Consider the following 22,979-nt stretch of genomic DNA (forward strand, 5'->3'; position numbering starts at 1 on the left):
TGTCAGGTGGGTCTGTCAGTCACGCGGTTCGATGGGTGGCGTCCGGAGCCTTGCGTATGCCGGCCGCAGCCAGTCCCGCCGAGATCACCGGGACGGCGATGGCGAACCCGACAAGGATGAGCCACGGGAAGACGAGGATCGGGTCGCCCATGAGCGAGTTCCCGGTGAGCGGGTCGTAGGACTGGGCGGTCAACGGATAGGCGAGAGCGATGCCGGGGACGACACCGACCGCGACTCCAAGGACGACGCCGATGATGCACAGCGTGAACGCCTGCGCTGCTGCCATGAGTCGGCGGGTGCCGCGACCCGAGCCCAGGGCCGCGAGGGTGGCCTGGTCGTTCTCCTGCTCGGCGAGCGTCAGCGCCGTCGACGTCAGGGTGATGACGAGGAGCAGCAGCATGAAGACGCCGAGGAGAACGGCGATGATCGGGCCTAGCTCGGAGACGAAGCCGCGCTCGGTCGTGAGGTAGACGTCGTCGGCAGCCTCGAAGCCGAGCCGCTCGGTGAGGTCCTGTGAGATCGGTCCGGTCGGGTCGTGGAGGGTGAGCTGGCTGGTGCGGGTGGACCAGCCCTGTGCCTCGGCGGCGTCCGTCGTGGCGAGAAGACTGGAGTTGAACAGCGCACCGGCCGTGTCGCGGGTGATGTCGACCTCGATGGCGGGGACGGTGGTCGTCCTGATGTCGCGCAGGGTCGCTGAGGGATCTATGACCTGCGTGTCCGCGGGGTCGGTGCGCTGGGTGGCGGTCATGACGGTGATCGCGCCGTTCTCCACGATGCGCTTGGCTCCGGGAGTGCGGGTCACGACGACCGCGCCCTTGCGGACGGCGTCGATGTCGCCCGCGCGACCGACAGCCGTGAGCCGCCGCGCGAGCTCGTCTGCGTTCGTGAAGTTCATCTGGGATCCCGAGTTGCCCATGCCGTGGGTCCCGATGGCCTGGCATGGCGGCCGGCCGGACTCGTCGAGGCTCGGCCTCGGGTCGTGGACGGTCTGCTGCGGGGTGCACCCGGGCGGGACGACGTTGACGGCGCGCGTGTCATAGGGCTTGGACGGGGGGTTCGGGCTCATCGACGTCATCATTGGGTCACCGGAGTCGATCAGCGCGACCGGTGAGACGACGAGACCCGCTCGGACGGAGCGGAACCCGTCCGCAAGGCGGTCGAGGTCCTCGGCCGTCGCGTTCTCCCCGTTGAGGTAGACCGTGGTGTCGCCCAGGAGGTTCTGTGCTGCGTACTGGCGGCGGCTCTGCTCCTCGTCGCTGCCGCTGGCGATGAGGACCATCGTCAGGGCTGCGACGCCCGCCAGGATCGCCGCCACGGACGGCACGCTGCGCGAGCGCTGACGGCCGGCGTCACGCGTGGCCATCCGCAGTGAGACGGGCAGACGGGAGCTGAGTCGGGCGATGCCGACGAGAACCATGGGAGAGAGCATCACCGCGCCCACGACGAGCGCCATCGTGGCCACGACCGTGCCGAGCTCGCCTCCGTCTCGACCGGTCGCGGCCTGCGATGCCGCGAACGAGATCACTGCTGCACCACCGACTCCCGCGAGGACGGCCCCGATGAGGAAGACCACCTTGCTGGGTCGGGGTGAGACGCTCTGGCCCTTCATGACGCCGATGATGTCGAGCCGGCCCAGCCGACGGGCGGGGATCAACGCGGCGATGACGGCGCTGGCCATCGCGGTGAGGGTGGTGCCGAGGACCGGCAGGACCGGCACCTCGAACGGCCCGGTGAGGGCGAAGTTCTCGGCGAACCACACGCGGTTGGTGAGGAGCCACGCGGCACCGATGCCGAGCACGGCGCCCACTGCTGCGGCGATGACGCCGAGGACAAGAGCCTGGGCCAGCACGGTGTGCCGCAGCTGGGCGGTGGTCGAACCGTTGCTGGCCGCGAGCGCGAGCGTGCGTCGCTGGCGGGCTGCGCTCACCGCGAACGCCGGCCCCACTAGCAGCGTGGTGATGACGAGGAGGATCGCACCGCCGATCGCGACGAAGCTGCCGGTGCGATCGCTGTCGAAGTCGGCCATGTCCTGCATCTGTGGCGGTAGCTCGCTGATCCCCGGCGGGTTGCGCAGCACCTCGGCGGACCAGACGGTCAGCCCGAAGCGGTTGAGATCCATGACTTCGGACCAGGTCACGGGCTCGTCGTCGAGGAGGATCCATGTGCCACCGGAGACGTCCGAGGTCACGGGCTGTGACGTGACGAGATCGAGGTACGCCCCGCCGCTGTCCGAGACCGCCTCGGCGGTGCCCACGACGTCCAGTTTGACGTCCTCGAGACCGGCGCGCACGTCGAGGGCGCCACTGGTGGGCAGCCCGCGCCCGGCACCGCTCGGGGTCACGAGCACTTCACCGGCGCGCTCAGGGAAGCGCCCGCTCGTGAGTGTCACCTTGCCGTTGACTCCTTGGCGGACGTCCAGAGCCAGGGACTGCAGGCTGAGGCGTCGACCGTCTCGCCGAGTCGTCACGGTCTCCTCGAAGAGCGGCACGGCCCTGGTGCCGGTCAGCGTGCTCATCACGGCGGCGTTGTCGAACGACGATCCGCCCTCGACCCATCCCGGGATGTCCTTGCCGCCCTCGCTCGAGCTCGTGCCCCCGGCGTTGGGGTCGGGCGTCTGTTCGACGGCCATGCCGGGCTGCGGGTAGTCGACCATCGCGACACCGTTGGCGATGCGACTGGGGATCTGCTCGGCGCCGGTGACCTGGCTGGTCGCGGCGGCGACGATCGCGAAGACGAGCAGTGCGGTCGGCAGCGCCACCATGACCATGATGAGCGCGCTGCGGCCCTTGTGGCGGCGGACGTCGCGGCGGGCCATGCGCAGGGCGATGCCCCAGCTGCCCTTGAAGCGACCCCACGCCGAGCGCTTGGCGCCGGGGGTGGGGGTGGCGCTCGAGGTCATCGGTTCGCGCTCGCCGAGTCGAGCAGGTCCTCGGCCGAGCTGGCCCGCCCGGTCGAGTCGACGACAACCCCGTCACGCAAAAACACGACCCGGTCCGCCCAAGCTGCATGCCGGGCCTCGTGGGTGACGAGGAGTCCGGCGACGCCGGCGTCACAGCGCTCGCGCAGGACCCGGAGGACGTCCTCTCCGGTGTGGCTGTCGAGGGCGCCGGTGGGCTCGTCGGCGAGCACGAGGCGGCGGCTGCCCACGAGGGCACGGGCGATGGCGACGCGCTGCTGCTGCCCGCCGGACATCTGGTCCGGGAAGCGGTCCGACAGCTCGCGCAGCCCCATGAGGTCCAGGCTCTGACGGGCGTGGCGGCGGGCCTGGCCGGCGCGCTCGCCGTCGAGCTCGAGGGGGAGCGCGACGTTCTCGGCGGCGGTGAGGCTGGGGATGAGGTTGTAGTCCTGGAAGACGAACCCCACTCTCCTGCGCCGCAGCTGGGCGATGCCCTTGGCGCTGAGGCCGGTGAGGTCCTCGCCCTCGATGACGACCCGTCCGCTCGTGGCCTGGTCGAGCCCGCCGGCGAGGTTGAGCAGCGTCGACTTGCCGGAGCCGCTCGGGCCCATGACGGCGACGAGCTCGCCGGGCATGACCTCGAGGCTCACTCCGTCGAGTGCGCGGACTGCCGTGTCACCCGTGCCGTGGACGCGGCTGACGTTGTCGAGGAGCAGGCTGGGGGCGGTCATCGCCGCGCCTCCCTCTTGCTCGCATCGGCCTGTTGCCGGGCCTGCTCACGCCGGTATGCCGTCTCCTCGGCTGCCGCTCGGGCCGCCGCCTCGCCGGTTGCCCCCGAGCGAGGGAAAGGGCGCAGCGACTCCCGGTGCAGGCGGGTCTCGACGTGGTCGAGCCAGCGGACCTCGGCCTCGGCCGTGAAGATGAGATTCTCGAGGACGAGCAGCCACGCGAGGTCGTGGTTGGCCACGCCCTCGGCCGGCTCCGCACCCTCGGCCTCGCGCTGCTTGCGCATCACCTGCTGCTTGAGCCGGGTGAGGTCGTGCAGGTGCCTGAGGGTCGCGGTGCGCTGCGTCTGGGCGACGGCCTGGACGTCGACGCCCGGCACGGTCACGGCCAGCGCCGAAGCTTGATCGTCAGCTCGTTGCGCGGTGTGGTGTCGCGGTCCACCGGCGTGCTCCACCAAGTGCTGACCTCGGTGCGACCCGCCTCGGTGAGGCGGTAGGAGATGCGTCCCTCGCTGTCGGCCTCACCCGTCGGCTCGACGAGCCCGTCGCGCTCGAGGCGGCTCAGCGTCGTGTAGACCTGCCCGACGTTGAGCGGCCACGTGCCGCCGGTCCGCTCCTCGAACTCGACCCGCAGCCGAGCCCCATACATGGGGCTCTCCGCGAGGAGTGCCATGAGCCCTTGCTTGACCGACATCGGTGTTCCCTTCGACGTGTGACGCGGGAACCCCTGCGCTCCCGCGTACGGTGCCGAGCCGGCATACCGGGGAGTTCAGCTGGCCCCTGATCCGACTGAATACCCGGTATGCCGTGCTCGACAGGACATGTATACCGAGTATTCACCCGCTTGGCAAGTACCGACTTCGTGCCTCATTGGGACACGTCGCGGGGCCTTCGCCCGATGGGACGTGTCCCAATGGGGCACGCAGTCGAACGTGAGGTCAGCTCGTGAGGAGGAGGATCTTGCCGATGTGCTGGCTGGCTTCCATCTCGGCGTGGGCGGCGGCGGCGTCGGCCAAGGGATGGCGCGACTGGATGATCGGCCGGACGCGACCGTCGGCGATCAACGGCCAGACGTGCTCGCGGACGGCGGCGACGATCGTGGCCTTCTCGGCGACAGGACGGGCGCGAAGGCTCGTGGCGATGACGGCGCCGCGCTTGCGGAGCAGCTTGCCGAGGTCGAGCTCGCCCTTGACACCGCCCTGCATCCCGATGACCACGAGGCGACCGGCGGTGGCGAGGGCGTCGACGTTGCGGGGGAGGTACTTCGCGCCCATGTTGTCGAGGATGACGTCGGCGCCGTGACCGTCGGTGGCGTTCCTGAGCTCCTCGACGAAGTCCTGCTCCTTGTAGTTGATGAGGATCTCGGCACCGAGCTCGCGGCACACGTCGAGCTTCTCCTGGGAGCCGGCGGTGACGGCGACGCGGGCGCCGACCTCACGGGCGAGCTGGATCGCCATGGTGCCGATGCCGGAGGAGCCGCCGTGGACCAGCAGGGTCTCGCCGGGTTGGAGGTTCGCGGTGAGGAAGACGTTGGACCAGACGGTCGAGGCGACCTCTGGCAGCGCCGCGGCGTCCTTGAGGTCGACGCCGGCCGGGAGGGGAAGGACCTGGCCCGCGGGGACCGTGACCTGCTCGGCGTAGCCGCCGCCGACGAGCAGCGCGCAGACCTCGTCGCCGACGACCCACTCGGTGACGCCCTCGCCGACGGTGTCGATGACACCCGAGACCTCGAGGCCGGGGATCTCGGTCATGCCGGGCGGCGGGTTGTAGTGGCCCATCCGCTGCATGACGTCGGCGCGGTTGACGCCCGCCGCGGCGACCCTGATGCGGACCTCGCCGGCCCTGGGCTCGGGGGTGTCGACGTCGGTGAGCACGAGGGCGTCGGGGCCGCCCGGCTCGGAGATGGTGATGGCCTTCATGCGTCCCAACGTACGACTCGGCTCGGGCCATGGATCGGGGGGCCTGGATCCGGGCTCAGCTCCGCAGCAGCTCCGCCACCACCACGACGGCCAGCACCACATAGACCGCGGCCGCGATGTGGTTCAGGACCGCACTTGCGCCTTGGGTGCCGATGAAGCGCGCATGGAAGGCACCCGCGAGCAGGCCGATCGTTCCGTAGAGGACGACTTCGGCGAGGACGTTGACTGCACCCAGCATGGCCAGCTGCACCACGGAGCTCTGCGCGTGGCCGATGAACTGTGGGAGGACAGCCAGGAAGAAGAGGATCAGCTTGGGGTTGGTCAGGCTCACCAGGAGGCCCTGCACATAGGGCCGCCCGGTCGGAGGGCCGTGCGCACCGCTGGCGCTACGGCGCGCATTGCGAAAGGTGACGAATGCCAGCCAGGCCAGATAGGTCGCGCCGAACACCTTGACCGCGTCGAGGAGCAGCGGGTGCGACTGTGCGAGCCTCCCCAGTCCGATGACCACCGCGGTGGCGTAGATGCTCATGCCCGTACCGATGCCGAGGATCGCTGCGAGGGCCGCGTGGCGACCACGCTCGAGACCCACCGCAAGCATGTAGGCCATGTCCGGTCCCGGCGGGATGAGGAACAGCAGGATCACCGCGACGAAACCCGGCAGAACCGCGACATCAACCATCTGGCTGCGCCTCCCGTTTCGGCGTCCTGTGCCGGGACGCCCTGGCGCGGGGTCGCGAACCATGGAACCGGCTAAGACGGTTCTACCACCTCACACCGCCGGGCGGCAACCGGCTAAGGTGGTTCCATGCCTTCCGAGCTTCCTGGTTTCCGCCCTGGGGCGGTGCTGGCGACAAGCTTCACGGGGACGTTGTCCGAGCGTCACGGCACGCAGGTGGAGCGCATCCCCACGCCGGAGCGGCTCATGGACTGGCTGGCGGTGAACGGGCTCACCGTGGCCTCCTGCACTCCTGCTCAGCTTCAGCTCGCCCGGGAAGCTGAGGGAGTCGATTCACTCCGCCGCGACGGCGGCCGCGCTTCAGAAGTCGCTGCCGCTGGCTGCTGTTCGCATCATCAACGACTGCAGCGTCAAGGGTTGGGCAGCGGCCGTCCTCACGCGCGAGCGCACGCGGGAGTGGCGGCTCGGCTCGCCGGCCTCCGTCGAGGACGCTCTCAGCGTGATCGCCGCCGACGCGGTCGAGATCATCGCGGGGGAGCGTGACGGGCAGCTGGCCCTGTGCGCCTCGCCCAGCTGCCGTGCCGCGTTCTTCGATGCGAGCCAGAGCCGGAGCCGCAAGTGGTGCGACATGAACACCTGCGGGAACCGCCAGAAGAAGGCCCGGTTCAGGGCCAACCAGCGTGCGGACCTCTGATCACACGTCGCGGTAGCGCTGTGAGGCGTTGAGCGCTTCCTGCAGCATGGGGGCGGTGACTGCTCGTCCCGTCCACGTCGGGTACGTGGTGCCGGGCTCGGCGTAAGGGGTCACGTAGGCCGAGGTGTCGCGCTGGAAGCGCCATCCCTCTGCGAGCGGGCCGGTGTCGAGGGCGTCGTAGCCGATCGAGTCGAGGAACGTGGTGACCGCCCCCTTGGCGTCCTCGTCGTCCCCGGCGATCGCCAGCACTGACCGCTCCGGATCCCCGCTGGGGCGGTGCAGGGTTGCGAGGTGGTCGACGAAGATGTTGTTGAAGACCTTGACCACGTGCGAGTCGGGCAAGTGCTGCTGCAGCAGCTCGCTCGTGGTCGTCGACTCGTCGTCGAGCGCCGGGATCTGACCATCGCGTTGCGGGTAGTAGTTGTTGGTGTCCATGACGACCTTGCCGCGAAGCGGTTCGACTGGCACCTGTGTGCGCGCCATGAGGGGAACGGACACCAGGACGAGGTCACCTGCTTCGGCCGCGCCGACCGGTGTGGATGCCCGAGCCAGCGGACCCAGCTCCGAGACCAGGTCACTGAGCGTGTCCGGGCCGCGGCGATTGCTCAGCACCACGTCATGACCTGCTCGCACCGCCAGCCGAGCCACTGTTCCGCCGATGCTGCCGCTGCCGATGAGCCCCAGAGTCACGAGGGGCGCAACACGGTGTGCGGGGGTGGCATTCCGCGACCCAGGCAGTCTTCCTGCGTGGACGTCACGGACGCGCGACCCGTCACGTGGATCTGTGAAGGCTCCGAGCCAGGCTGGGGACGATGACGCCTGCTGCCACGAGGTGCAGGGTGATGAGCGCGGCGACAGTGCTGGCGGCTGCGCCTGAGAGAAGCGCTGGGACCAGGGAGATCGCGGTCAGGGACGCGGCCACCTGGACGAAGCGCTTGGCCGGCTGAGCGCTCCACCGTAGTAGCGCGGCGGCCATGGCGACGCCGATGACCGAGCAGACGCCGGTCACGAAGGCGATGCCGGACAACGGGATGGTCTCGCCGCCATCAGGGACCTCGAAGACGACGCCTGCTGCCTTCGCGAGGGCCGCGACGGCAGTGGTGGCTGCCGTTGCCGCGACCGCGGCCGACAACCCCTTGGCGACGAGTCCGCGGACTCGGGGCCTCTGGGTTCGGCTCGCCCGGCTCGGGGCCGGGCCTGCAGTGACCTGGGTGTCCTGGATGTTGCTCATGTCGTTCCTCCATCAGTCGTTCAGGGGTGTTCTGGGGTGGCGATGCGGACCATCGCCGGGTGTGGACCGGGGTTGAGCAGAGCGCGTATGCCGGTGCCCTGGAGCCAGAACCCGGCGTCCTGCCCGAGGACCGGCCCGCCCGAGCCGTCACGCAGCTCCAGCTGCACCTGCCCGCGGACGACGAGGCCGAAGGCGCCGACCCACTCCGCGGGGACCACGGCGACTCGCTCGCCGCCACGCAGGGCGAGCGTCCGCACGGGACTACTCCGTGCCGTCAGCCGGCAGGCTCTCCGGCAGCCCGAACCGCACGAACTGGTCGTCGTGGAAGGTGGTGATCTCGGCGACCGCCCCGTCGGTGATGCGCAGGACGTCGATCGTCAGTGGCACGTACGAGCTCGCAGCCTCTCGCCAGTGGTAGTAGGCGATGGCGGGCTGACGGTTGGCCGAGGTCGTCAGGGCTCGCAGCCCGGTCATGCCCTCGAAGCCACTCTCGACCCAGTAGCGCACCACCGCGTCGCGGCCGACCTGCAGGCCAGGGGTGGGCGGCATCGAGCTGCGGACATCGTCTCGAACCATGGTGGCCAGCACGTCGATGTCCGAGGCCACGCTGGCCTCGGTGTAGCGCCGCACCAGGTCGCGCGTCCGGGCATCGTCCTGACCACCGCCCCCGCTGGTCCAGTCCTGCCGCTCCTCGGGGAGGTGCTCACGCATCCCTGCCCGCGCCCGCTGGAGCGCGCTGTTGACGGAGTTGACCGAGTCGCCGAGCAGCTCCGCGACCTCTTTCGCCGGCCAGCCGAGCACGTCGCGCAGGATCAGCACGGCTCGCGGACGTGGCGCAAGGTGTTGCACTGCCACGAGATAGGCCAGCTCGATCGTCTCGCGTGCCACCGCGACCGCCTCCGGTTCGTCCGCAGCCACCGCGGGCAGCTCGTCGAGCAATGCGTCCGGGTAGGGCTGCAGCCAGAGCACCTCACCCCCGACCGCAGGCTCCGGCCGGCGCTTGGCGAGCAGGTCGAGGCAGGCATTGGTGGCGATCCGATACAGCCAGGCCCGGAACGTCGACCGTCCCTCGAAGGTCACCCGTCGCTTCCAGGCTCGCAGGAACGTCTCCTGCAGCGCGTCCTCGGCGTCCTCGAACGAGCCGAGCATCCGGTAGCAGTGCACGTGCAGCTCCCGCCGGTGTCGCTCCGCCAGGCCCGTGAACGTGGCCTCGTCGACCTCGGCCAGCCGGTTCGCGTCCTGCCCGGTCGCGCCCGGCTCGCTGACACCCGACCCGTCGAGTCCTGTTGTCGCACTCATCATCGTCATCCTTCCGCTTGTCGTGTTCCTGTCGACAGGTATGACCGGCGCCGGTGCGAAAACTCATCAGTCGCCCTGCGTGGCCCGCCAGCCAGCCGGCTGAAAGGCCCGGTGACCGGCGCGGAAGCGGACGCGACTTGCGTTCGGGCCGGGCGGCATACAAAGGTATGCCTTACCTAAGCAACTCGACCCGGTACAAAAGAGGATCCAGTGAGAAGCACGAAGAAGATCGTCGCCCCCTTGGCCGCGCTTGCCCTCACCGTCGGCCTGGCGGCCTGCGGCAGCGAGAAGGACGGCTCGACCGAGGCCGCGGGCACCACGGACTCGGGGCAGTGGGAGCCGGTGACGGTCAAGCACGCCTTCGGCGAGACCAAGCTGACGAAGAAGCCCGAGCGCGTCGCCACGATCGACTTCGCCAACCAGGAGGTGCCGCTGGCGCTGGGCATCGTGCCCGTCGGCATGACCAAGATGACGTGGGGCGACGACGACGGCGACGGCGTCCAGCCCTGGACCGAGAAGAAGCTCGAGGAGCTCGGTGCCAAGACCCCCGTGCTCTTCGACGAGACCGACGGCTACGACTACGAGGCCATCGCCGACTCCAAGCCGGACGTCATCCTCGCGGCCTACTCCGGGATGGACCAGGACGCCTACAACACCCTGAGCGAGATCGCTCCCGTCGTGGCCTACCCGGACAGCCCCTGGGCGACCCCGTGGCGCGAGTCGATCGTCCAGAACGCCAAGGGTCTCGGCCTCGAGGCCAAGGGCAAGGAGCTCGTGGCCGGCCTTGAGAAGGACATCAGCGACGCCGTGGCCAAGCACCCCGACCTCAAGGGCGTGAGCGGCATGTTCCTCACCCACGTCGACCCGGCCGACCTCAGCGAGATCAACTTCTACAGCGCCGCCGACACCCGGTCGAAGTACCTCCTCGACCTCGGCATGGAGATCGCGCCGAGCATCGTCAAGGCCACGGGCAGCAGCACCGACTACTCCGGCTCGATCAGCGTCGAGCGCGCCAACGAGCTGCAGGACGTCGACGTCATCGTCACCTACGGGGGCGACGAGCTGATCAAGGCGCTCGAAGGCGACCCGGTCCTCTCCAAGCTGCCCGCGGTCAAGAACAAGGCGATCGTCAACCTCGACGGCACGAAGTACCCGATCGGGACGGCGGCCAACCCCACCGCGCTGTCGGTCCCGGCGCTGGTCGACCAGTACGCCGACCTCCTCGCGAAGGCCGCTGCCTACACCAAGAAGTGACCTCCTCCCCAGCGCTGGAGGACCCAGCGACCGAGCCGGGCGCCGAGCCAGCGACCGAGCCGGGCACCGAGTCAGCCACCGAGCCCGCAGCCCCGCTGCAGCGGGCCCGGTGGCTGCGCGGTGCCTCCCTGCTGGCGCTAGTCGTCGTCCTGCTCCTCTGCTGCGCGATGTCGATCGCCTTCGGCTCCCGGGACATCGGCTGGTCCGACATCCTCGCCGGTGCATCGGGTGACACCAGCGACTTCGCCCGGGCCGCCGTGGCCAAGCGCGTCCCCCGCACCGTCCTCGCCGCCGTGGCGGGTGCGGCGCTCGCGGTCGCGGGCCTGGTGCTCCAGGGCATCACCCGCAACCCGCTGTCCGACCCCGGGATCCTCGGCATCAACACCGGAGCCTCGCTGGCCATCGCCATCGGCGTCGCGACCTTCGGCCTCGTCGATGCCACGAGCTACATCTGGGTGGCCATCGCCGGTGCGGCGGTGACCGGGGTGTTCGTGTGGACCGTCGGGTCGCTCGGCCGCGGGGGCGCCACGCCGCTCAAGCTGACCCTCGCGGGCGCGGCCACGGCAGCCGCCCTGCACTCGTTCGTCATCGCCGTCGTCCTGCCGAGGCCCGACATCTCCGAGAGCGTGGTCTCGTGGCAGATCGGCGGCGTCGGAGGTGCCACCGACGACAAGCTGTGGCAGGTCGCGCCCTTCCTGGCGGTCGGCGCCCTCCTCTGCCTGTGGTGCGCCCGCGGCCTCGACATGCTCGGCCTCGGCGACGAGCTCGCGGCCGGGCTGGGGGAGAACGTCACCCGCACCCGAGTGCTCGCCGCCGCCGGCGCCTTCACCCTTGCCGGAGCGACGACGGCCATCACCGGCCCGATCGCGTTCGTCGGGCTCGTCGTCCCGCACTTCTGCCGCATGCTCGTCGGCACCTCGCACCGCTGGCTCGTGCCGTTCAGCGCCCTCGTCGGCGCGATCCTGCTCATCACGGCCGACGTGCTCGGGCGCGTCGTCGCGCCGCCGTCCGAGGTCGACGTCGGCATCATCACGGCCCTCGTCGGAGCGCCCGTCTTCATCGCCGTGGTGCGCCAGCGCAAGGTGCGCGAGCTGTGACGGCCGTCGACCACTCCACCCACACCACTGGCCGGTCGCCCCGCACCGTCGCGGACGACGACGTGGCCCTCGTCCGCGGCCGGCGCCACCGCCACGGCAACCGCCGCCGCGTGACCATCGGTGTGCTCGCCGCACTCGTCGTCATCGCCTTTGCCGTCAGCCTCATGTTCGGCCAGACGTTCTATCCGCCGAGCGACGTGCTCGGCATCATGCTCGGGCAGGACGTCCCGGGGGCCGAGTTCACCGTGGGACGGCTTCGGCTGCCACGCGCCACCCTCGCGGTCGTCGTCGGGCTCTCGTTCGGCCTCGCCGGCATCACCTTCCAGACCCTGCTCCGCAACTCGCTCGCCAGCCCGGACATCGTCGGGGTGACCGAGGGGGCCAGTGCCGCCGCCGCCGTCGCGATCGTGACCTTCGGCGCCAGCGGACTCCTCGTCTCCTGGATCGCGGTCGTCGCCGGGATGGGGGTCGCCCTGCTCATCTATCTCGTCGCCTACCGTCACGGCGCCGTGTCCGGGACGCGGCTCGTGCTCATCGGCATCGGCGTCGCCGCGATGATGCAGAGCGTCATCTCGTGGCAGCTCGAACGGGCCACGAACTTCGAGCTCGCCGAGGCGATGCGCTGGCTCACCGGAAGCCTCAACGGTGCCCTCTGGCGCGACGTGCTGATCGTGGCGGGCGCGCTGCTCACCCTCGGCACGCTCGTACTGCTCCAGACCCGCTCGCTCTCGGCGTCGCAGCTGGGCGACGACGCCGCCTCCGGCCTCGGGGTCCGGGTCGAGCGGATGCGGCTGCTGACCATCGTCGCCGCCGTGGGTCTCATCTGCTTCGCCACCGCCGCGAGTGGCCCGATCGCCTTCCTCGCCTTCCTCTGCGGGCCCATCGCGGCCCGGGTCGTCGGGACGCGTGGCTCGCTCCTCGTGCCGGCCGCCCTCATCGGCGCCCTGCTGACGCTCGTCGCGGACTTCGTCGGCCAGTACGCCCTCGGCACCCGCCTCCCGGTGGGTGTCGTCACCGGGGTCCTGGGCGCGCCCTACCTGCTCTATCTGATCGTCCGGATCAACCGTGTCGGAGGCACCATATGACCACCGTGACCGCAGGTCCGGGCACGGGCCCGGGCCACATCCCGCCCGGGCGCCAGCCGCAGCTCGAGTGCACCGACCTCACCCTCGGCTACGGCGACCGCACCGTGGTGCGCGACCTCGACCTCACCATCCCCCCGGGCGCGATCACGGCCATCGTGGGCCCCAACGCGTGCGGCAAGTCGACGCTGCTGCGCTCGATGACGCGTCTGCTCGCCCCGCGCAACGGTCAGGTGCTCCTCGACGGTGCCTCGGTGCACGCGATCCCGGCCAAGGAGCTGGCTCGACAGCTCGGGCTTCTGCCGCAGTCGCCCATCGCCCCCGAGGGGATCACCGTCGGCGACCTCGTCGGCCGGGGTCGCCACCCCCACCAGCGGGTGCTGTCCAGGTGGAGCGTCGCTGACGACCGCGCCGTCGCCGCAGCCCTGCGGGCGACCGACACGATGGAGCTCGTCGACCGAGCCGTCGACGAGCTGTCCGGAGGCCAGCGGCAGCGCGTCTGGATCGCCATGGCCCTGGCCCAGGAGACCGGCGTCCTGCTGCTCGATGAGCCCACGACCTTCCTCGACGTCGGTCACCAGGTCGAGGTGCTCGACCTGCTCACCGACCTCAACCGCTCACAGGGCACGACGATCGTCATGGTGCTGCACGACCTCAACCTCGCGGCCCGCTACGCCGACCACCTCATCGCCCTGTCCGAGGAACGCCTGTATGCCGCGGGTCCCCCGGGTGAGGTCTTCAACGCCGCGCTGGTCGAGGAGGTCTTCGGCATGCCGAGCACCGTCATCACCGACCCCGTGTCCGGCAAGCCGCTCATGATCCCGATGGGCCGGCACCACGCCACTCCCGGCTGACCTCGGCGGCCAGGTCCTCGGGGGTGTCGATGTCGCGGACGTCGAACCCCGGCCTCACCAGGACGTGGGGCAGGGACAAGAGGTGCCGGGCCGGCAGGTTCTCGGGTGAGCCAGGCATCGCCCGCCTCAAGGCAACGACCCGGTATGCCGCGAGCAACGGATTGGGTTGTCCCTCACCGTCGCCCACCACAGCAGCATCCACCGACGGGTCCGCCTCCAGAGCAGCGACCAGCGACGGCAGCACCTCGCCGGCTCGTGGCACGTCACCCGCAGCCACGCACACCACCTCGCTACCCACCAGGGACAGCCCCGCAGCCACCCCCGCCAGCGGCCCACCACCCACGGGCGACTCCTGGACGAACCGCACCCGGGCCACCAAGGCAGACGGGACCACCCGCGAAGGCCCGACGACGACGACGGGCCAGCCGGCCGGCATACCCGACAGGCAGTGATCGAGAACCGAACGACCATCGGACAGCAGCGCGACGAGCTTGTCGGAGCCAAAACGGCGCGACGTGCCCCCTGCGAGCACGATCACGCTTCCGGAGGGCACCACGTGACCATTGTCCCCGGCGACCATCGCGGCATACGTTGATCCGATCCCCTGAACCACGAAGGAGTGGCGACATGGCAGTTGACGATCACACGGCAAAGCGGCGCACCGTTCTCAAGGGTGCGGCGGCCGCAGCAGGCGCCACCGCGCTCGCCGGACCGTTCCAAGGACTCGTGGCCGGACCGGCCGGAGCCGCCCCGGGCGGCAAGCTCGGCGGACCCGCATTTCGCGGCCTGCGCGCGATCCCGGACGAGCGCGACGGCAAGGTGCGCCTGCACCTGCCCGAGGGCTTCAGGTACCGCTCGTTCCACGACACCGAGCAGCCGGTCGTCCTCGACGACAAGACCGTCCTGCCCGGTCGCCACGACGGCATGGGCGCGTTCGACGGACCCGGTGGCAACGTCACCCTCATCCGCAACCACGAGGTCAACGCCCCGGGTCCCGCGTTCGGCCCCGTCGGCGACCACACCTACGACCCCATGGCGCAGGGCGGCTGCACGCACATCGACGTCAGCGAGAGAGGTCAGGTCGCCCACGCCTACACCGCGCTCAACGGCACGATGATGAACTGCTCCGGCGGCCAGATGCCGTGGGGCGCATGGGTCACCTGCGAGGAGACCGTCAACGGGCCGGACGTCAGCCCCGACTTCACGGGCACGTCGAACGTCCCGCTGACCAAGCCGCACGGCTACATCTTCGAGGTCCCGGTCGACGGGCACTCCAACGGCGAGCCGATCACCAACGCCGGTCGGTTCCCGCACGAGGCGGTGTCGTTCGACCCGCGCGAGGGCCGCCTCTATCTCACCGAGGACAACTTCGCCTTCCCGTCGGGGTTCTACCGCTACACGCCGCGGACCAACCCCATGAAGAGCGGCCATCTCGACAACGACGGCACCCTCCAGATGCTCGCGGTCAAGGGCCAGCCCCTGGCCCACCTCGAGGGACACCAGCCCAAGGGCGCGACCTACAAGGTCGAGTGGGTCGACATCGACGACCCGGACCCGACCTTCCCCTACACCCCGGGCCAGCCCGCGTCGACTCCCAACGACACGGCGCTGCAGTACGTCGGCGACCAGGGCCGGGCCAAGGGCGCTGCCGGCTTCTCGCGGCTCGAGGGGCAGATCTACGACAACGGTGTCGTCTACTTCACCTCGACCCAGGGCGGCGGCGCTCCCGAGACCGGCGACGAGCTGATCAACGGCTATGGCAACGGTTTCGGCCAGGTCTGGGCCTATGACACCCGCTCCGAGAAGCTCCGCCTCCTCTACCAGTCGCCGGGCAAGGAGACCTTCGACTTCCCGGACAACATCACCGTCAGCGAGCGAGGCACCCTCGTCGTCTGCGAGGACAGCTCGGGCGACAACTACCTCCGCGGCCTGAGCCGTGGCGGCCAGCTGTGGAACATCGCGCTGAACCGGCTCCGCGTCGGTGGCGACCCCGAAGGCGCACCGCGGTTCGGTGACGAGTTCGCGGGATCGACGTTCAGTCCGGACGGGTCCACGCTCTTCGTCAACATCCAGTCCTCGCGTGGCATGAGCTTCGCCATCTGGGGTCCGTGGCAGCGCATCGGCGTCTGACCGCTGGACAACCACAGACGGGCGTATGCCGGGTGCTTCCCACCCGGCATACGCCCGCCTTGGCGTTGGGGGACGTGGGATCCGCGAGTCGAGGTAGCGCGACCTGCCGAGAAGTCGCGCCCACCGCGGCATGTCGTGCTACCTCGACCGGGACCCAGGCAGGCCCGTCCTCCTCAGCTGCCCGGAAACTCACTGGCGCGGTGTCAGTGCCCGGGTGTTGGCTGGAGCCAACCTCGAGCCAGCGGGTGAGTCCAGGGTGGGCTTGACCTCAAGCCGACCTGAGGTATGAGGATCCGAACCATGGCCCGCCAGGACACCAACACCGAGATCGGTGACGCGCACAGCGACAGCACGACGCCCGCGTCGGCCGCGCCCGTCGAGCGCAAGCTGCCGCGCGCCCTCACGCCCTTCCGCGGTGCGGCATACCGGCGTCTTGCGGTGGCACTCGTGTTCTCGACGTTCGCGGGTGGCGTGTGGGCGATCGCGCAGGTGTGGGAGGTCGTCCGCATCGGGGGAGGCGCGTCGCAGCTCAGCGTCGTCGCCACGGCCTCGGCGCTCGGCGTGATCGTCCCGGCACTCTTGGCCGGGGTCGTCGCCGACCGCATCCCCCAGAAGCGCATCCTGCTCGTCGTCGCCGGTGTCGAGCTGCTCTGCATGTCGGTCGTCGCCACGCTCTCCCTGCTCGACATCACCCGGCTGTGGATGCTCGCGGCCGTCGCGTTCGTCAACGGCATGGCGATGGCGTTCTACTACCCGGCCTACTCCGCCTGGCTGCCGGCGCTCGTCGCGGAGCGCGACCTCATGGCCGTCAACGGCTTCGAGGGCATGGTGCGGCCGACGATCGGCCAGGCCATCGGGCCCGCCGTCGCCGGTGCCGCCGTCGCCGCCGCGAGCCCGGGCGCAGCGGTCGTCATCGCTGCGACATCCGTGCTGCTGGGGCTGGTCGCCCTCACGACCGTCCCGGAGACGCCGCTGCGCCGACAGCTCGACGAGAGTCACGCGCAGCACCCCATCGGCTCCGCGTTCGCGGACATGCGTGAGGGCTTCTCCTACATGGTGCGCACGCCGTGGCTGCTGGCGACGCTCCTCTTCGCCAGCGGCATGGTCCTCGTGTTCATGGGTCCGTTCGAGGTGCTCGTGCCGTTCCTCATCAAGGATCGTCTCGGCGGCGGACCGCGCGAGCACGCCTGGGTCCTCGCGGCGTTCGGTATCGGTGCTGCGGTGGGCTCGCTCGTCATGGCGTCCCTGCGCATGCCGCGCCGCTACCTGACGTGGATGAACCTCCTGTGGGGACTGGGTTCGCTCCCGCTCGCCGTGTTCGGGTTCGCCGGCAACATCTGGGTGCTCGTCGTCGCCGCGCTCGTCCTGGGCGCGACCTTCTCGGCACCGATGGTGATCTGGGGGACGCTGCTGCAACGACGGGTGCCGCCAGCACTCATCGGACGGGTGTCGAGCCTCGACTTCTTCGTGTCGATCTCGCTCATGCCCGTGTCGATGGCGATGGCCGGCCCCGTGTCCGAGGCCATCGGGATCCGCACGACGTTCCTCATCGCCGGGATCGTGCCGGGCATCATCGCGGTCATCGCCATCCTCTGGGCACGGCTGCCCGAGGACGAGATCGCCCACCCGTTGCGTGACGAGGACGAGCCAGAAGCCTCCGGCGTCGTCCCCTCCGAAAGGGCCTGATCCACGACCCAGATTGCCCAGGCGCTAACCCTGCAGGTCAGGGCCGTGCGGCGTAACGTGCTGGAGGGCCCGGCAGCCGCCGAGCCCTCCGAACCGTTCCCAGGGGAGTACGGATGTCGACCGCTGACGTCGCCGAAGACAAGCTCGAAGACAAGCCCACACGCAGCCTCATCCCGGCACGCATGCACGACATGCCGTGGACGAAGTTCCACTGGATGGTGATCGTCGGGCTGGGCACCGCCTGGATCCTGGACGGCCTCGAGGTGCAGATCGTCGCAGCCGGCGGCTTCGAGAAGTCCCTCGCGATGGACGCCACCGACGTCGGCCTCGCCGGCACGGTCTACCTCCTGGGGCAGGTCGTCGGAGCTCTCCTGTTCGGGCGCCTCACCGACACGCTGGGCCGCAAGAAGCTCTTCACCCTGACCCTGGCGCTCTATCTCGTCGCCTCCGGACTGGCCGCCTTCTCGCCCAACATGCTTGTCTTCCTCGCCCTGCGCTTCGTCGCCGGCATGGGCATCGGCGGTGAGTACTCCGCGGTGAACTCGGCCGTCGACGAGCTCATCCCCGGCCGCTTCCGCGGACGCGTCGACCTGGCGATCAACGGCACCTACTGGTTCGGTGCCGGCATCGGTGCCTTTGCCAGCCTCTTCCTGCTCGACACCGAGCGCTTCGGTGAGAACGTCGGCTGGCGCATCGCCTTCCTGATCGGCCCCATCCTGGGTCTCGCGATCATCTACCTCCGTCGTCACATCCCCGAGAGCCCGCGCTGGATGGTCACCCATGGCAAGGCCGAGGAGGCCGAGCGCATCGTCTCCGGCATCGAGGAGGAGGTGCGGGCGGCGGGCAAGAAGCTGCCCAAGCTCGACGAGGAGAAGCACGGCATGTGGGTCAAGCCGCGTGAGGGCCTGACGCCCAAGCAGCTCGCCTACGTCTTCTTCAAGCTGTACCCGAAGCGCACCGTGCTCGGCGCGACGTTGATGATCACGCAGTCCTTCCTCTACAACGCGATCTTCTTCACCTACTCCCTCGTGCTGCAGAACTTCTACGACAAGACGGCGTCGAGCGCGGCCGTCTACTTCTTCCCGTTCGCCATCGGCAACCTGCTCGGCCCGCTGCTCCTCGGCCCCTTCTTCGACACCGTCGGACGGCGCAAGATGATCGGCGGCTGCTACGCCTTCGCGGCGATCGTGCTGGCGATCTCGGCGTTCCTCTTCAACGCCGGCACGTTGACGGCGGGGACGCACACGGCGTTCTGGTGCGTGGCCTTCTTCTTCGCCTCGGCGGGCGCCTCGGCCGGCTACCTCACCGTGTCCGAGATCTTCCCGCAGGAGGCGCGTGGCCAGGCGATCTCGTACTTCTTCGCCATCGCCCAGATCTTCGGTGCGATCGGCCCGGTCTTCTACGGCTGGCTCATCGGCGAGGGCGAGGACCGCACCCCGATGTTCTGGGGCTATCTCATCGCCTCGGGCATCATGCTCATCGGCGCCGGCGTCGCGGCCGTGTGGGGTGTCGACGCCGAGGGCAAGTCGCTCGAGGAGATCGCGCCTCCGCTGAGCAGCTACGACAAGGACGGCAACGAGACCGTCAACCTCCCGGTCTGAGGTGGTCGGCATGGACGAAACCGTTGTCGGAGAAGCGACTGAGGCCCCCCGCCCCTACACCGTCGTGGTCGGGGTGAGTGCCGGCTCGAAGTCACCGGCCGCACTCGAGTGGGCGGCAGCGCAGGCAGCACAGAACGGCGGCCGGCTCGTCGCCGTGCGTGCCTGGCGACCACAGGTCCCGGCGGGGACCACCTCGGGGCCCATCGCCGCGCGCGTCACCGACGAGCCGGAGGCCGCGCGCTCCGCCCAGGCAGCGCTGGACGCCGACGTCGCCGAGGTCCTCGGCGACGACCACGCCGCCGAGGTCCGGGCGATCCGTGGTGGCAAGCGCAAGGTCCTGCTCGCGGCCGCCGTCGACGCAGACCTGCTCGTCGTCGACTCGCCCCGCACGCTCACCGGCGCTCCGCTGTTCGCGCAGCGGATCGTGGATGCGGCGACCTGCCCCGTCGTGGTCATGCCACCGCGCGTCTCGCAGGAGCCACCCAGTCCGATCGAGCGTGCGGGTCGTGCCGTGGGTCGGGCAGCGGTGAGGTCGGCCGCCCTCGCCGGTCGTCCGGGTTATCGCCCGCCCATGGCGCGCGACTGAGGACCGGTGCCCGGCCCACGTGGCTGCCGGTGGAGCCGGGTCGAGAGGTCGTCGGAGGCGTGGTGCACGGCTGACACGATCCGCCCGAACGCCACCTCGTCGACCAGCTCGGAGCGGAACGTCACGGCGACCGAGGCCACCGGGTGGTCGCTGTGGTCGAGCACGGCGACGGCCACGGACTTCAGTCCACTCGTGATGTGGCCGTCCTCCACGGCATACCCGCGTTGTCGCACGGCCTGGAGGAGTGAGCGGAGCTGGCCGGTCGTGGACGGTCCGTGGCCATCGCGCTGCACCAGCGCGTCCGCGTGCGGGAAGAGCGCGCGCACCTGGCCGGCGGGCAGTGACGCGAGCATCGACAGCCCCGTGGCGGTGAGCGTGGCCGGCAGCCGGACGCCCACGTCGGACACGAGGACCGGCCCGTTGGGCGCCCGCTGCTCGATGACATAGAGGACGTCGCGGCCGTGCAGCACGGCGAGGTGCGCGTTGTGGCCGGTGGCGTCGACCAGGCGGTCGAGGGTGCTGCGGGCCAGGCGCTGCAGCGGCGCCTGCCGCTGGTAGGCCGAACCCAGCTCGTATGCCGCGACTCCCAGTCCGTAGCGTCGCTCGCCTTCGAGGTGTGAGACGTAGCCGCGGTCCCGCAGCACGGCGAGCAGGTGGTAGGTGCTGGAGCGGGGGAGTCCCAGCTCGCGCGCGACGGCCGCGGCGGGCAACGGCTCACCGCGACGCGCGAGCAGCTCGAGCACGTCGAGCGCGTTCGCCGCTCCGGGGACCGGTGCCATCAGCGGTCCTCGACGAGGCCGGTGAGGATGCGGGTGAGCGTGGCACGGTCGCGCTCGCTGAGGTCCGCGAAGTAGCTCTCGTGGTCGGCGCGCCGCGCCCTGTCGAGCTCGCCGAGGATCTTGCGGCCGGTCGACGTCAGGGCCACCTGGGTGGCGCGGCGATCGGTCGGGTCGGCCTCTCGCGCAACGAACCCGCGCCGCTCGAGCGAGTCGACCACGTCGGTCACGGACCGGGGGGCGATGCGCAGGTGCTGGGCCACGACTCCGAGCCGTGTGGGCTCGTGGGTGCCGATGACCCGCAGGGCCCGCGCCTCGTGCGGCGTCACGCCCCAGGGTTCCAGCGTCTGCGCATGGCGCCGCCGCAGTCCCCGGGCCACCTGCATGACGAGCTCACCCAGGGCGGGCTCGGAGGTGGACGCATGGGGAGCGGACGGCATACGGGAATAGTAGTCGGCGTTAGCCGGTTTTACTCATTGTGAGTCAACCTCACTAACAGACTTCGGTACCGAAAAGAAGGGAGAGCCTCCATGACAGCAACACCTCAGGAAGCTCCCAGCGCCACCGGCCCACGCGTCCCCGGCGGCAAGGGCCTCGGCATCGGAGGGGGCCGTGGCGGCGGTGGCGCACCGATGCAGGTCGACCCCCGCGACCGCGCCCAGCTCGAGATCGCGCCGGTCCCGCTCAGGCGGGTCACGGGCCTCTTCCGTGGCTTCGGCCGCCCCATCGGCATCGTCACCGCCATCATCGTCGTCACGTCCGTCATCTCGATGGCGCAGCCGTTCCTCGTCCGCGAGGTCGTCGACACCGCCATCCCGCAGCAGGACGTGCGCCTGCTGCTCCTCTCCGTCGCGGCCATGGTCGCCGTCGCCGCGAGCACCCAGCTCCTCGGTGTCGTGCAGACCTGGATGTCCACCGGAGTCGGCCAGCGCGTCATGCACCGCCTGCGCACCGACCTCTTCGCCCACCTGCAGCAGCAGTCGCTGGGCTTCTTCACCCGCACCCGCGCCGGCGAGGTCCAGTCGCGCCTCACCAACGACATCAACGGCATGCAGGGCGTCGTCACGACGACCGCGACCTCGATCGCGTCCAACCTCACGACCGCGATCGCCACGTCGGTCGCGATGGTCGCCCTCTCGTGGCGCCTGTCGCTCCTCTCGCTCCTCGTCATCCCGCCGGCCGTGTGGATGACCCGCCGCGTCGCCCTTATCCGGCGCGAGGTCACCGCCCGTCAGCAGGCTCGTCGAGCCGACCTCAACGTCCAGATCGAGGAGGGGCTCTCCGTCTCGGGCGTGCGGCTGTCCAAGACCCTGGGCGCCGGTCGCCGGCACGCCGACCGCTTCGCCTCGACCTCCGAGGAGCTCGTCGACCTCGAGCTGCGCTCGCAGCTCGCCGGCCGTTGGCGCATGGCCACGATGCAGATCATCTTCGCGGCGATCCCGGCGCTCATCTATCTGGTCGCCGGGCTGCCAGGGACCTCGGGTGGCATGACCATCGGGACGCTCATCGCCTTCACCACGCTGCAGGCTGGCATCTTCCGCCCCCTCATGGGCCTGCTCAACGTCGGCGCCCAGTGGGTCTCGTCGATGGCGCTCTTCTCCCGGGTCTTCGAGTACCTCGACCTCATCCCCGACGTCGCCGCGCCCTCGGCTCCCGTCTCGCTCGACCCGGCTCGCGTGCGCGGCGAGGTGCGCCTTGAGAACGTGAGCTTCGCGTATGCCGCAGACTCACCTCTCGCTGTCACCGACATCAACGCCGTGGTCCCGGCCGGTGGGTCGCTGGCGCTCGTCGGCCACACCGGCTCCGGCAAGTCCACGCTCGCCTCACTCGTCGCCCGGCTGCACGACCCGACCTCCGGTCGCGTGACCATCGACGGTGTCGACCTCCGCGACCTCGACCCCGAGGTGCTCGCGCGCATCGTCGGCGTCGTGTCGCAGGAGACCTACCTCGTGCACGCGTCGATCCGCGAGAACCTGCTGCTGGCAGCGCCCGAGGCCACCGAGGCCGAGCTGTGGCAGGCCCTCGGCGCCGCGCAGGTCGCCGACCTCGTAGCCACCCTGCCCGAGGGTCTCGACACCGTGGTCGGTGCCCGCGGGCACCGCTTCTCGGGTGGTGAGCAGCAGCGCATCGCGATCGCCCGCACCATCCTGCGCAACCCTCGCGTCCTGGTGCTCGACGAGGCCACGAGCGCCCTCGACAACGACACCGAGCGGGCCGTGCAGAAGGCTCTCGACGAGCTGGTGCGCGGCCGCACGACGATCACCATCGCCCACCGGCTCTCCACGATCGAGGACGCCGACGAGATCGCGGTCCTCGACCACGGACAGGTCGTCGAGCGGGGAACGCATCGCGAGCTGCTGGCCGTCGGAGGGCGATACGCGGCCCTCGCAGGCGAGCGGACGGCATACGCCGCCGTCTGAGTCCTTCGTCCGACCTGTCCCCAACCGTCCAACTGGACGGTTGGGGACGGCGG

At 70.3% G+C, this 22,979-nt stretch carries 21 protein-coding genes and 3 pseudogenes; 12 read left to right on the forward strand and 12 right to left on the reverse strand.

What is annotated here, in order from left to right; genetic code table 11:
• Positions 1 to 19: 19 nt before the first annotated feature.
• The 5 genes and pseudogenes from ACZZ98_RS09965 to ACZZ98_RS09985 all read right to left on the reverse strand — a co-directional run bounded on the left by ACZZ98_RS09965 (position 20) and on the right by ACZZ98_RS09985 (position 6,219).
• Positions 20 to 2,899: an ABC transporter permease gene (locus ACZZ98_RS09965; RefSeq protein WP_463516091.1), complete on the reverse strand. Its 2,880-nt coding sequence runs from the start codon at positions 2,897 to 2,899 to the stop codon at positions 20 to 22.
• Positions 2,896 to 3,627, reverse strand: coding sequence for an ABC transporter ATP-binding protein (locus ACZZ98_RS09970; RefSeq protein ID WP_463516092.1), 732 nt, complete (start codon positions 3,625 to 3,627; stop codon positions 2,896 to 2,898). Before ACZZ98_RS09970 ends, ACZZ98_RS09965 begins: the two co-directional genes overlap by 4 nt.
• Positions 3,624 to 4,315: pseudogene (locus tag ACZZ98_RS09975) on the reverse strand (PadR family transcriptional regulator). Before ACZZ98_RS09975 ends, ACZZ98_RS09970 begins: the two are co-directional and overlap by 4 nt.
• A gap of 244 nt (positions 4,316 to 4,559) precedes the next feature.
• Positions 4,560 to 5,540 (reverse strand): NAD(P)H-quinone oxidoreductase, encoded by a 981-nt coding sequence (locus ACZZ98_RS09980; RefSeq protein ID WP_463516093.1) that lies wholly within the window; start codon positions 5,538 to 5,540, stop codon positions 4,560 to 4,562.
• 55 nt (positions 5,541 to 5,595) lie between these two features.
• Positions 5,596 to 6,219, reverse strand: a complete 624-nt coding sequence (locus ACZZ98_RS09985) for a LysE family translocator (protein WP_463516094.1) — start codon at positions 6,217 to 6,219, stop codon at positions 5,596 to 5,598.
• Positions 6,220 to 6,345: 126 nt separating this feature from the next.
• Between ACZZ98_RS09985 and ACZZ98_RS09990 the strand changes: the two are divergent.
• The 3 genes and pseudogenes from ACZZ98_RS09990 to ACZZ98_RS10000 all read left to right on the forward strand — a co-directional run.
• Positions 6,346 to 6,459, forward strand: a pseudogene (locus ACZZ98_RS09990) (hypothetical protein); the annotation flags it as partial.
• A 133-nt stretch (positions 6,460 to 6,592) separates the two neighbouring features.
• Positions 6,593 to 6,694, forward strand: a pseudogene (locus ACZZ98_RS09995) (hypothetical protein); the annotation flags it as partial.
• A 21-nt stretch (positions 6,695 to 6,715) separates the two neighbouring features.
• Positions 6,716 to 6,910: a CGNR zinc finger domain-containing protein gene (locus tag ACZZ98_RS10000; protein ID WP_463516095.1), complete on the forward strand. Its 195-nt coding sequence runs from the start codon at positions 6,716 to 6,718 to the stop codon at positions 6,908 to 6,910.
• Here the strand turns inward: ACZZ98_RS10000 and ACZZ98_RS10005 are convergent, their stop codons facing one another.
• The 4 genes from ACZZ98_RS10005 to ACZZ98_RS10020 form a co-directional block, all read right to left on the reverse strand.
• Positions 6,911 to 7,600, reverse strand: a complete 690-nt coding sequence (locus ACZZ98_RS10005) for an NADPH-dependent F420 reductase (protein ID WP_463516096.1) — start codon at positions 7,598 to 7,600, stop codon at positions 6,911 to 6,913.
• Between the two features lie 82 nt (positions 7,601 to 7,682).
• Positions 7,683 to 8,141, reverse strand: coding sequence for a DUF6069 family protein (locus tag ACZZ98_RS10010; RefSeq protein ID WP_463516097.1), 459 nt, complete (start codon positions 8,139 to 8,141; stop codon positions 7,683 to 7,685).
• Between the two features lie 20 nt (positions 8,142 to 8,161).
• Positions 8,162 to 8,398 carry a hypothetical protein gene (locus tag ACZZ98_RS10015; protein WP_463516098.1) on the reverse strand — a complete coding sequence of 79 codons (237 nt, stop codon included), beginning with the start codon at positions 8,396 to 8,398 and terminating at the stop codon, positions 8,162 to 8,164.
• Between the two features lie 4 nt (positions 8,399 to 8,402).
• The gene (locus tag ACZZ98_RS10020) at positions 8,403 to 9,440 is read right to left on the reverse strand and encodes an RNA polymerase subunit sigma-70 (protein WP_463516099.1); all 1,038 of its coding nucleotides are present in this window, start codon (positions 9,438 to 9,440) and stop codon (positions 8,403 to 8,405) included.
• A gap of 210 nt (positions 9,441 to 9,650) precedes the next feature.
• Here ACZZ98_RS10020 and ACZZ98_RS10025 point away from each other — a divergent pair, with 210 nt between their 5' ends.
• From ACZZ98_RS10025 to ACZZ98_RS10040, 4 genes are read left to right on the forward strand one after another with little or no spacing between them, the layout of a single operon-like run.
• On the forward strand, positions 9,651 to 10,694 hold the full coding sequence (locus tag ACZZ98_RS10025) for an iron-siderophore ABC transporter substrate-binding protein (protein WP_463516100.1): 1,044 nt from the start codon (positions 9,651 to 9,653) through the stop codon (positions 10,692 to 10,694).
• Complete coding sequence (locus tag ACZZ98_RS10030) at positions 10,691 to 11,791, forward strand: FecCD family ABC transporter permease (RefSeq protein ID WP_463516101.1); 1,101 nt, start codon at positions 10,691 to 10,693, stop codon at positions 11,789 to 11,791. The genes ACZZ98_RS10025 and ACZZ98_RS10030 overlap by 4 nt, the downstream gene beginning before the upstream one ends.
• Positions 11,788 to 12,876 carry a FecCD family ABC transporter permease gene (locus tag ACZZ98_RS10035; RefSeq protein ID WP_463516102.1) on the forward strand — a complete coding sequence of 363 codons (1,089 nt, stop codon included), beginning with the start codon at positions 11,788 to 11,790 and terminating at the stop codon, positions 12,874 to 12,876. Before ACZZ98_RS10030 ends, ACZZ98_RS10035 begins: the two co-directional genes overlap by 4 nt.
• Entirely contained in the window at positions 12,873 to 13,727 is an 855-nt protein-coding gene (locus tag ACZZ98_RS10040; RefSeq protein ID WP_463516103.1) for an ABC transporter ATP-binding protein, read from the forward strand. The genes ACZZ98_RS10035 and ACZZ98_RS10040 overlap by 4 nt, the downstream gene beginning before the upstream one ends.
• On the opposite strand, the gene mobA is transcribed toward ACZZ98_RS10040, so the two are convergent.
• Positions 13,687 to 14,283, reverse strand: coding sequence for a molybdenum cofactor guanylyltransferase (gene mobA / locus ACZZ98_RS10045; RefSeq protein WP_463516104.1), 597 nt, complete (start codon positions 14,281 to 14,283; stop codon positions 13,687 to 13,689). The two genes, ACZZ98_RS10040 and mobA, sit on opposite strands and share 41 nt — an antisense overlap.
• A 71-nt stretch (positions 14,284 to 14,354) precedes the next feature.
• Between mobA and ACZZ98_RS10050 the strand changes: the two genes are divergently transcribed.
• From ACZZ98_RS10050 to ACZZ98_RS10065, 4 genes are all read left to right on the forward strand, one after another.
• Positions 14,355 to 15,857, forward strand: a complete 1,503-nt coding sequence (locus ACZZ98_RS10050) for an alkaline phosphatase PhoX (RefSeq protein WP_463516105.1) — start codon at positions 14,355 to 14,357, stop codon at positions 15,855 to 15,857.
• A gap of 300 nt (positions 15,858 to 16,157) precedes the next feature.
• Entirely contained in the window at positions 16,158 to 17,543 is a 1,386-nt protein-coding gene (locus tag ACZZ98_RS10055; RefSeq protein WP_463516106.1) for an MFS transporter, read from the forward strand.
• 113 nt (positions 17,544 to 17,656) lie between these two features.
• The gene (locus tag ACZZ98_RS10060) at positions 17,657 to 19,144 is read left to right on the forward strand and encodes an MFS transporter (protein ID WP_463516107.1); all 1,488 of its coding nucleotides are present in this window, start codon (positions 17,657 to 17,659) and stop codon (positions 19,142 to 19,144) included.
• Positions 19,145 to 19,154: 10 nt separating this feature from the next.
• A complete protein-coding gene (locus tag ACZZ98_RS10065) occupies positions 19,155 to 19,730 on the forward strand; it encodes a universal stress protein (RefSeq protein WP_463516108.1) in 576 nt (191 codons plus the stop codon).
• Here ACZZ98_RS10065 and ACZZ98_RS10070 read toward each other — a convergent pair.
• Together ACZZ98_RS10070 and ACZZ98_RS10075 are read right to left on the reverse strand one after the other, a co-directional pair.
• Positions 19,703 to 20,509, reverse strand: coding sequence for an IclR family transcriptional regulator (locus tag ACZZ98_RS10070; protein WP_463516109.1), 807 nt, complete (start codon positions 20,507 to 20,509; stop codon positions 19,703 to 19,705). The two genes, ACZZ98_RS10065 and ACZZ98_RS10070, sit on opposite strands and share 28 nt — an antisense overlap.
• Positions 20,509 to 20,946, reverse strand: a complete 438-nt coding sequence (locus ACZZ98_RS10075) for a MarR family winged helix-turn-helix transcriptional regulator (RefSeq protein WP_463516110.1) — start codon at positions 20,944 to 20,946, stop codon at positions 20,509 to 20,511. Before ACZZ98_RS10075 ends, ACZZ98_RS10070 begins: the two co-directional genes overlap by 1 nt.
• Before the next feature lie 90 nt (positions 20,947 to 21,036).
• On the opposite strand from ACZZ98_RS10075, the gene ACZZ98_RS10080 reads away from it, so the two are divergent.
• Positions 21,037 to 22,926 carry an ABC transporter ATP-binding protein gene (locus ACZZ98_RS10080; protein WP_463516111.1) on the forward strand — a complete coding sequence of 630 codons (1,890 nt, stop codon included), beginning with the start codon at positions 21,037 to 21,039 and terminating at the stop codon, positions 22,924 to 22,926.
• Positions 22,927 to 22,979: the final 53 nt, after the last annotated feature.

The sequence above is a fragment of the Knoellia sp. AC549 genome (genome assembly GCF_979258975.1).

Coding starts and splice junctions, on each gene's coding strand:
- ACZZ98_RS09965 (WP_463516091.1), bottom strand. CDS start 2,899: ATGACCTCGAGCGCCACCCCCACCCCCGGCGCCAAGCGCTCGGCGTGG.
- ACZZ98_RS09970 (WP_463516092.1), bottom strand. CDS start 3,627: ATGACCGCCCCCAGCCTGCTCCTCGACAACGTCAGCCGCGTCCACGGC.
- ACZZ98_RS09980 (WP_463516093.1), bottom strand. CDS start 5,540: ATGAAGGCCATCACCATCTCCGAGCCGGGCGGCCCCGACGCCCTCGTG.
- ACZZ98_RS09985 (WP_463516094.1), bottom strand. CDS start 6,219: ATGGTTGATGTCGCGGTTCTGCCGGGTTTCGTCGCGGTGATCCTGCTG.
- ACZZ98_RS10010 (WP_463516097.1), bottom strand. CDS start 8,141: ATGAGCAACATCCAGGACACCCAGGTCACTGCAGGCCCGGCCCCGAGC.
- ACZZ98_RS10020 (WP_463516099.1), bottom strand. CDS start 9,440: ATGAGTGCGACAACAGGACTCGACGGGTCGGGTGTCAGCGAGCCGGGC.
- ACZZ98_RS10040 (WP_463516103.1), top strand. CDS start 12,873: ATGACCACCGTGACCGCAGGTCCGGGCACGGGCCCGGGCCACATCCCG.
- ACZZ98_RS10050 (WP_463516105.1), top strand. CDS start 14,355: ATGGCAGTTGACGATCACACGGCAAAGCGGCGCACCGTTCTCAAGGGT.
- ACZZ98_RS10055 (WP_463516106.1), top strand. CDS start 16,158: ATGGCCCGCCAGGACACCAACACCGAGATCGGTGACGCGCACAGCGAC.
- ACZZ98_RS10060 (WP_463516107.1), top strand. CDS start 17,657: ATGTCGACCGCTGACGTCGCCGAAGACAAGCTCGAAGACAAGCCCACA.
- ACZZ98_RS10065 (WP_463516108.1), top strand. CDS start 19,155: ATGGACGAAACCGTTGTCGGAGAAGCGACTGAGGCCCCCCGCCCCTAC.
- ACZZ98_RS10070 (WP_463516109.1), bottom strand. CDS start 20,509: ATGGCACCGGTCCCCGGAGCGGCGAACGCGCTCGACGTGCTCGAGCTG.
- ACZZ98_RS10075 (WP_463516110.1), bottom strand. CDS start 20,946: ATGCCGTCCGCTCCCCATGCGTCCACCTCCGAGCCCGCCCTGGGTGAG.
- ACZZ98_RS10080 (WP_463516111.1), top strand. CDS start 21,037: ATGACAGCAACACCTCAGGAAGCTCCCAGCGCCACCGGCCCACGCGTC.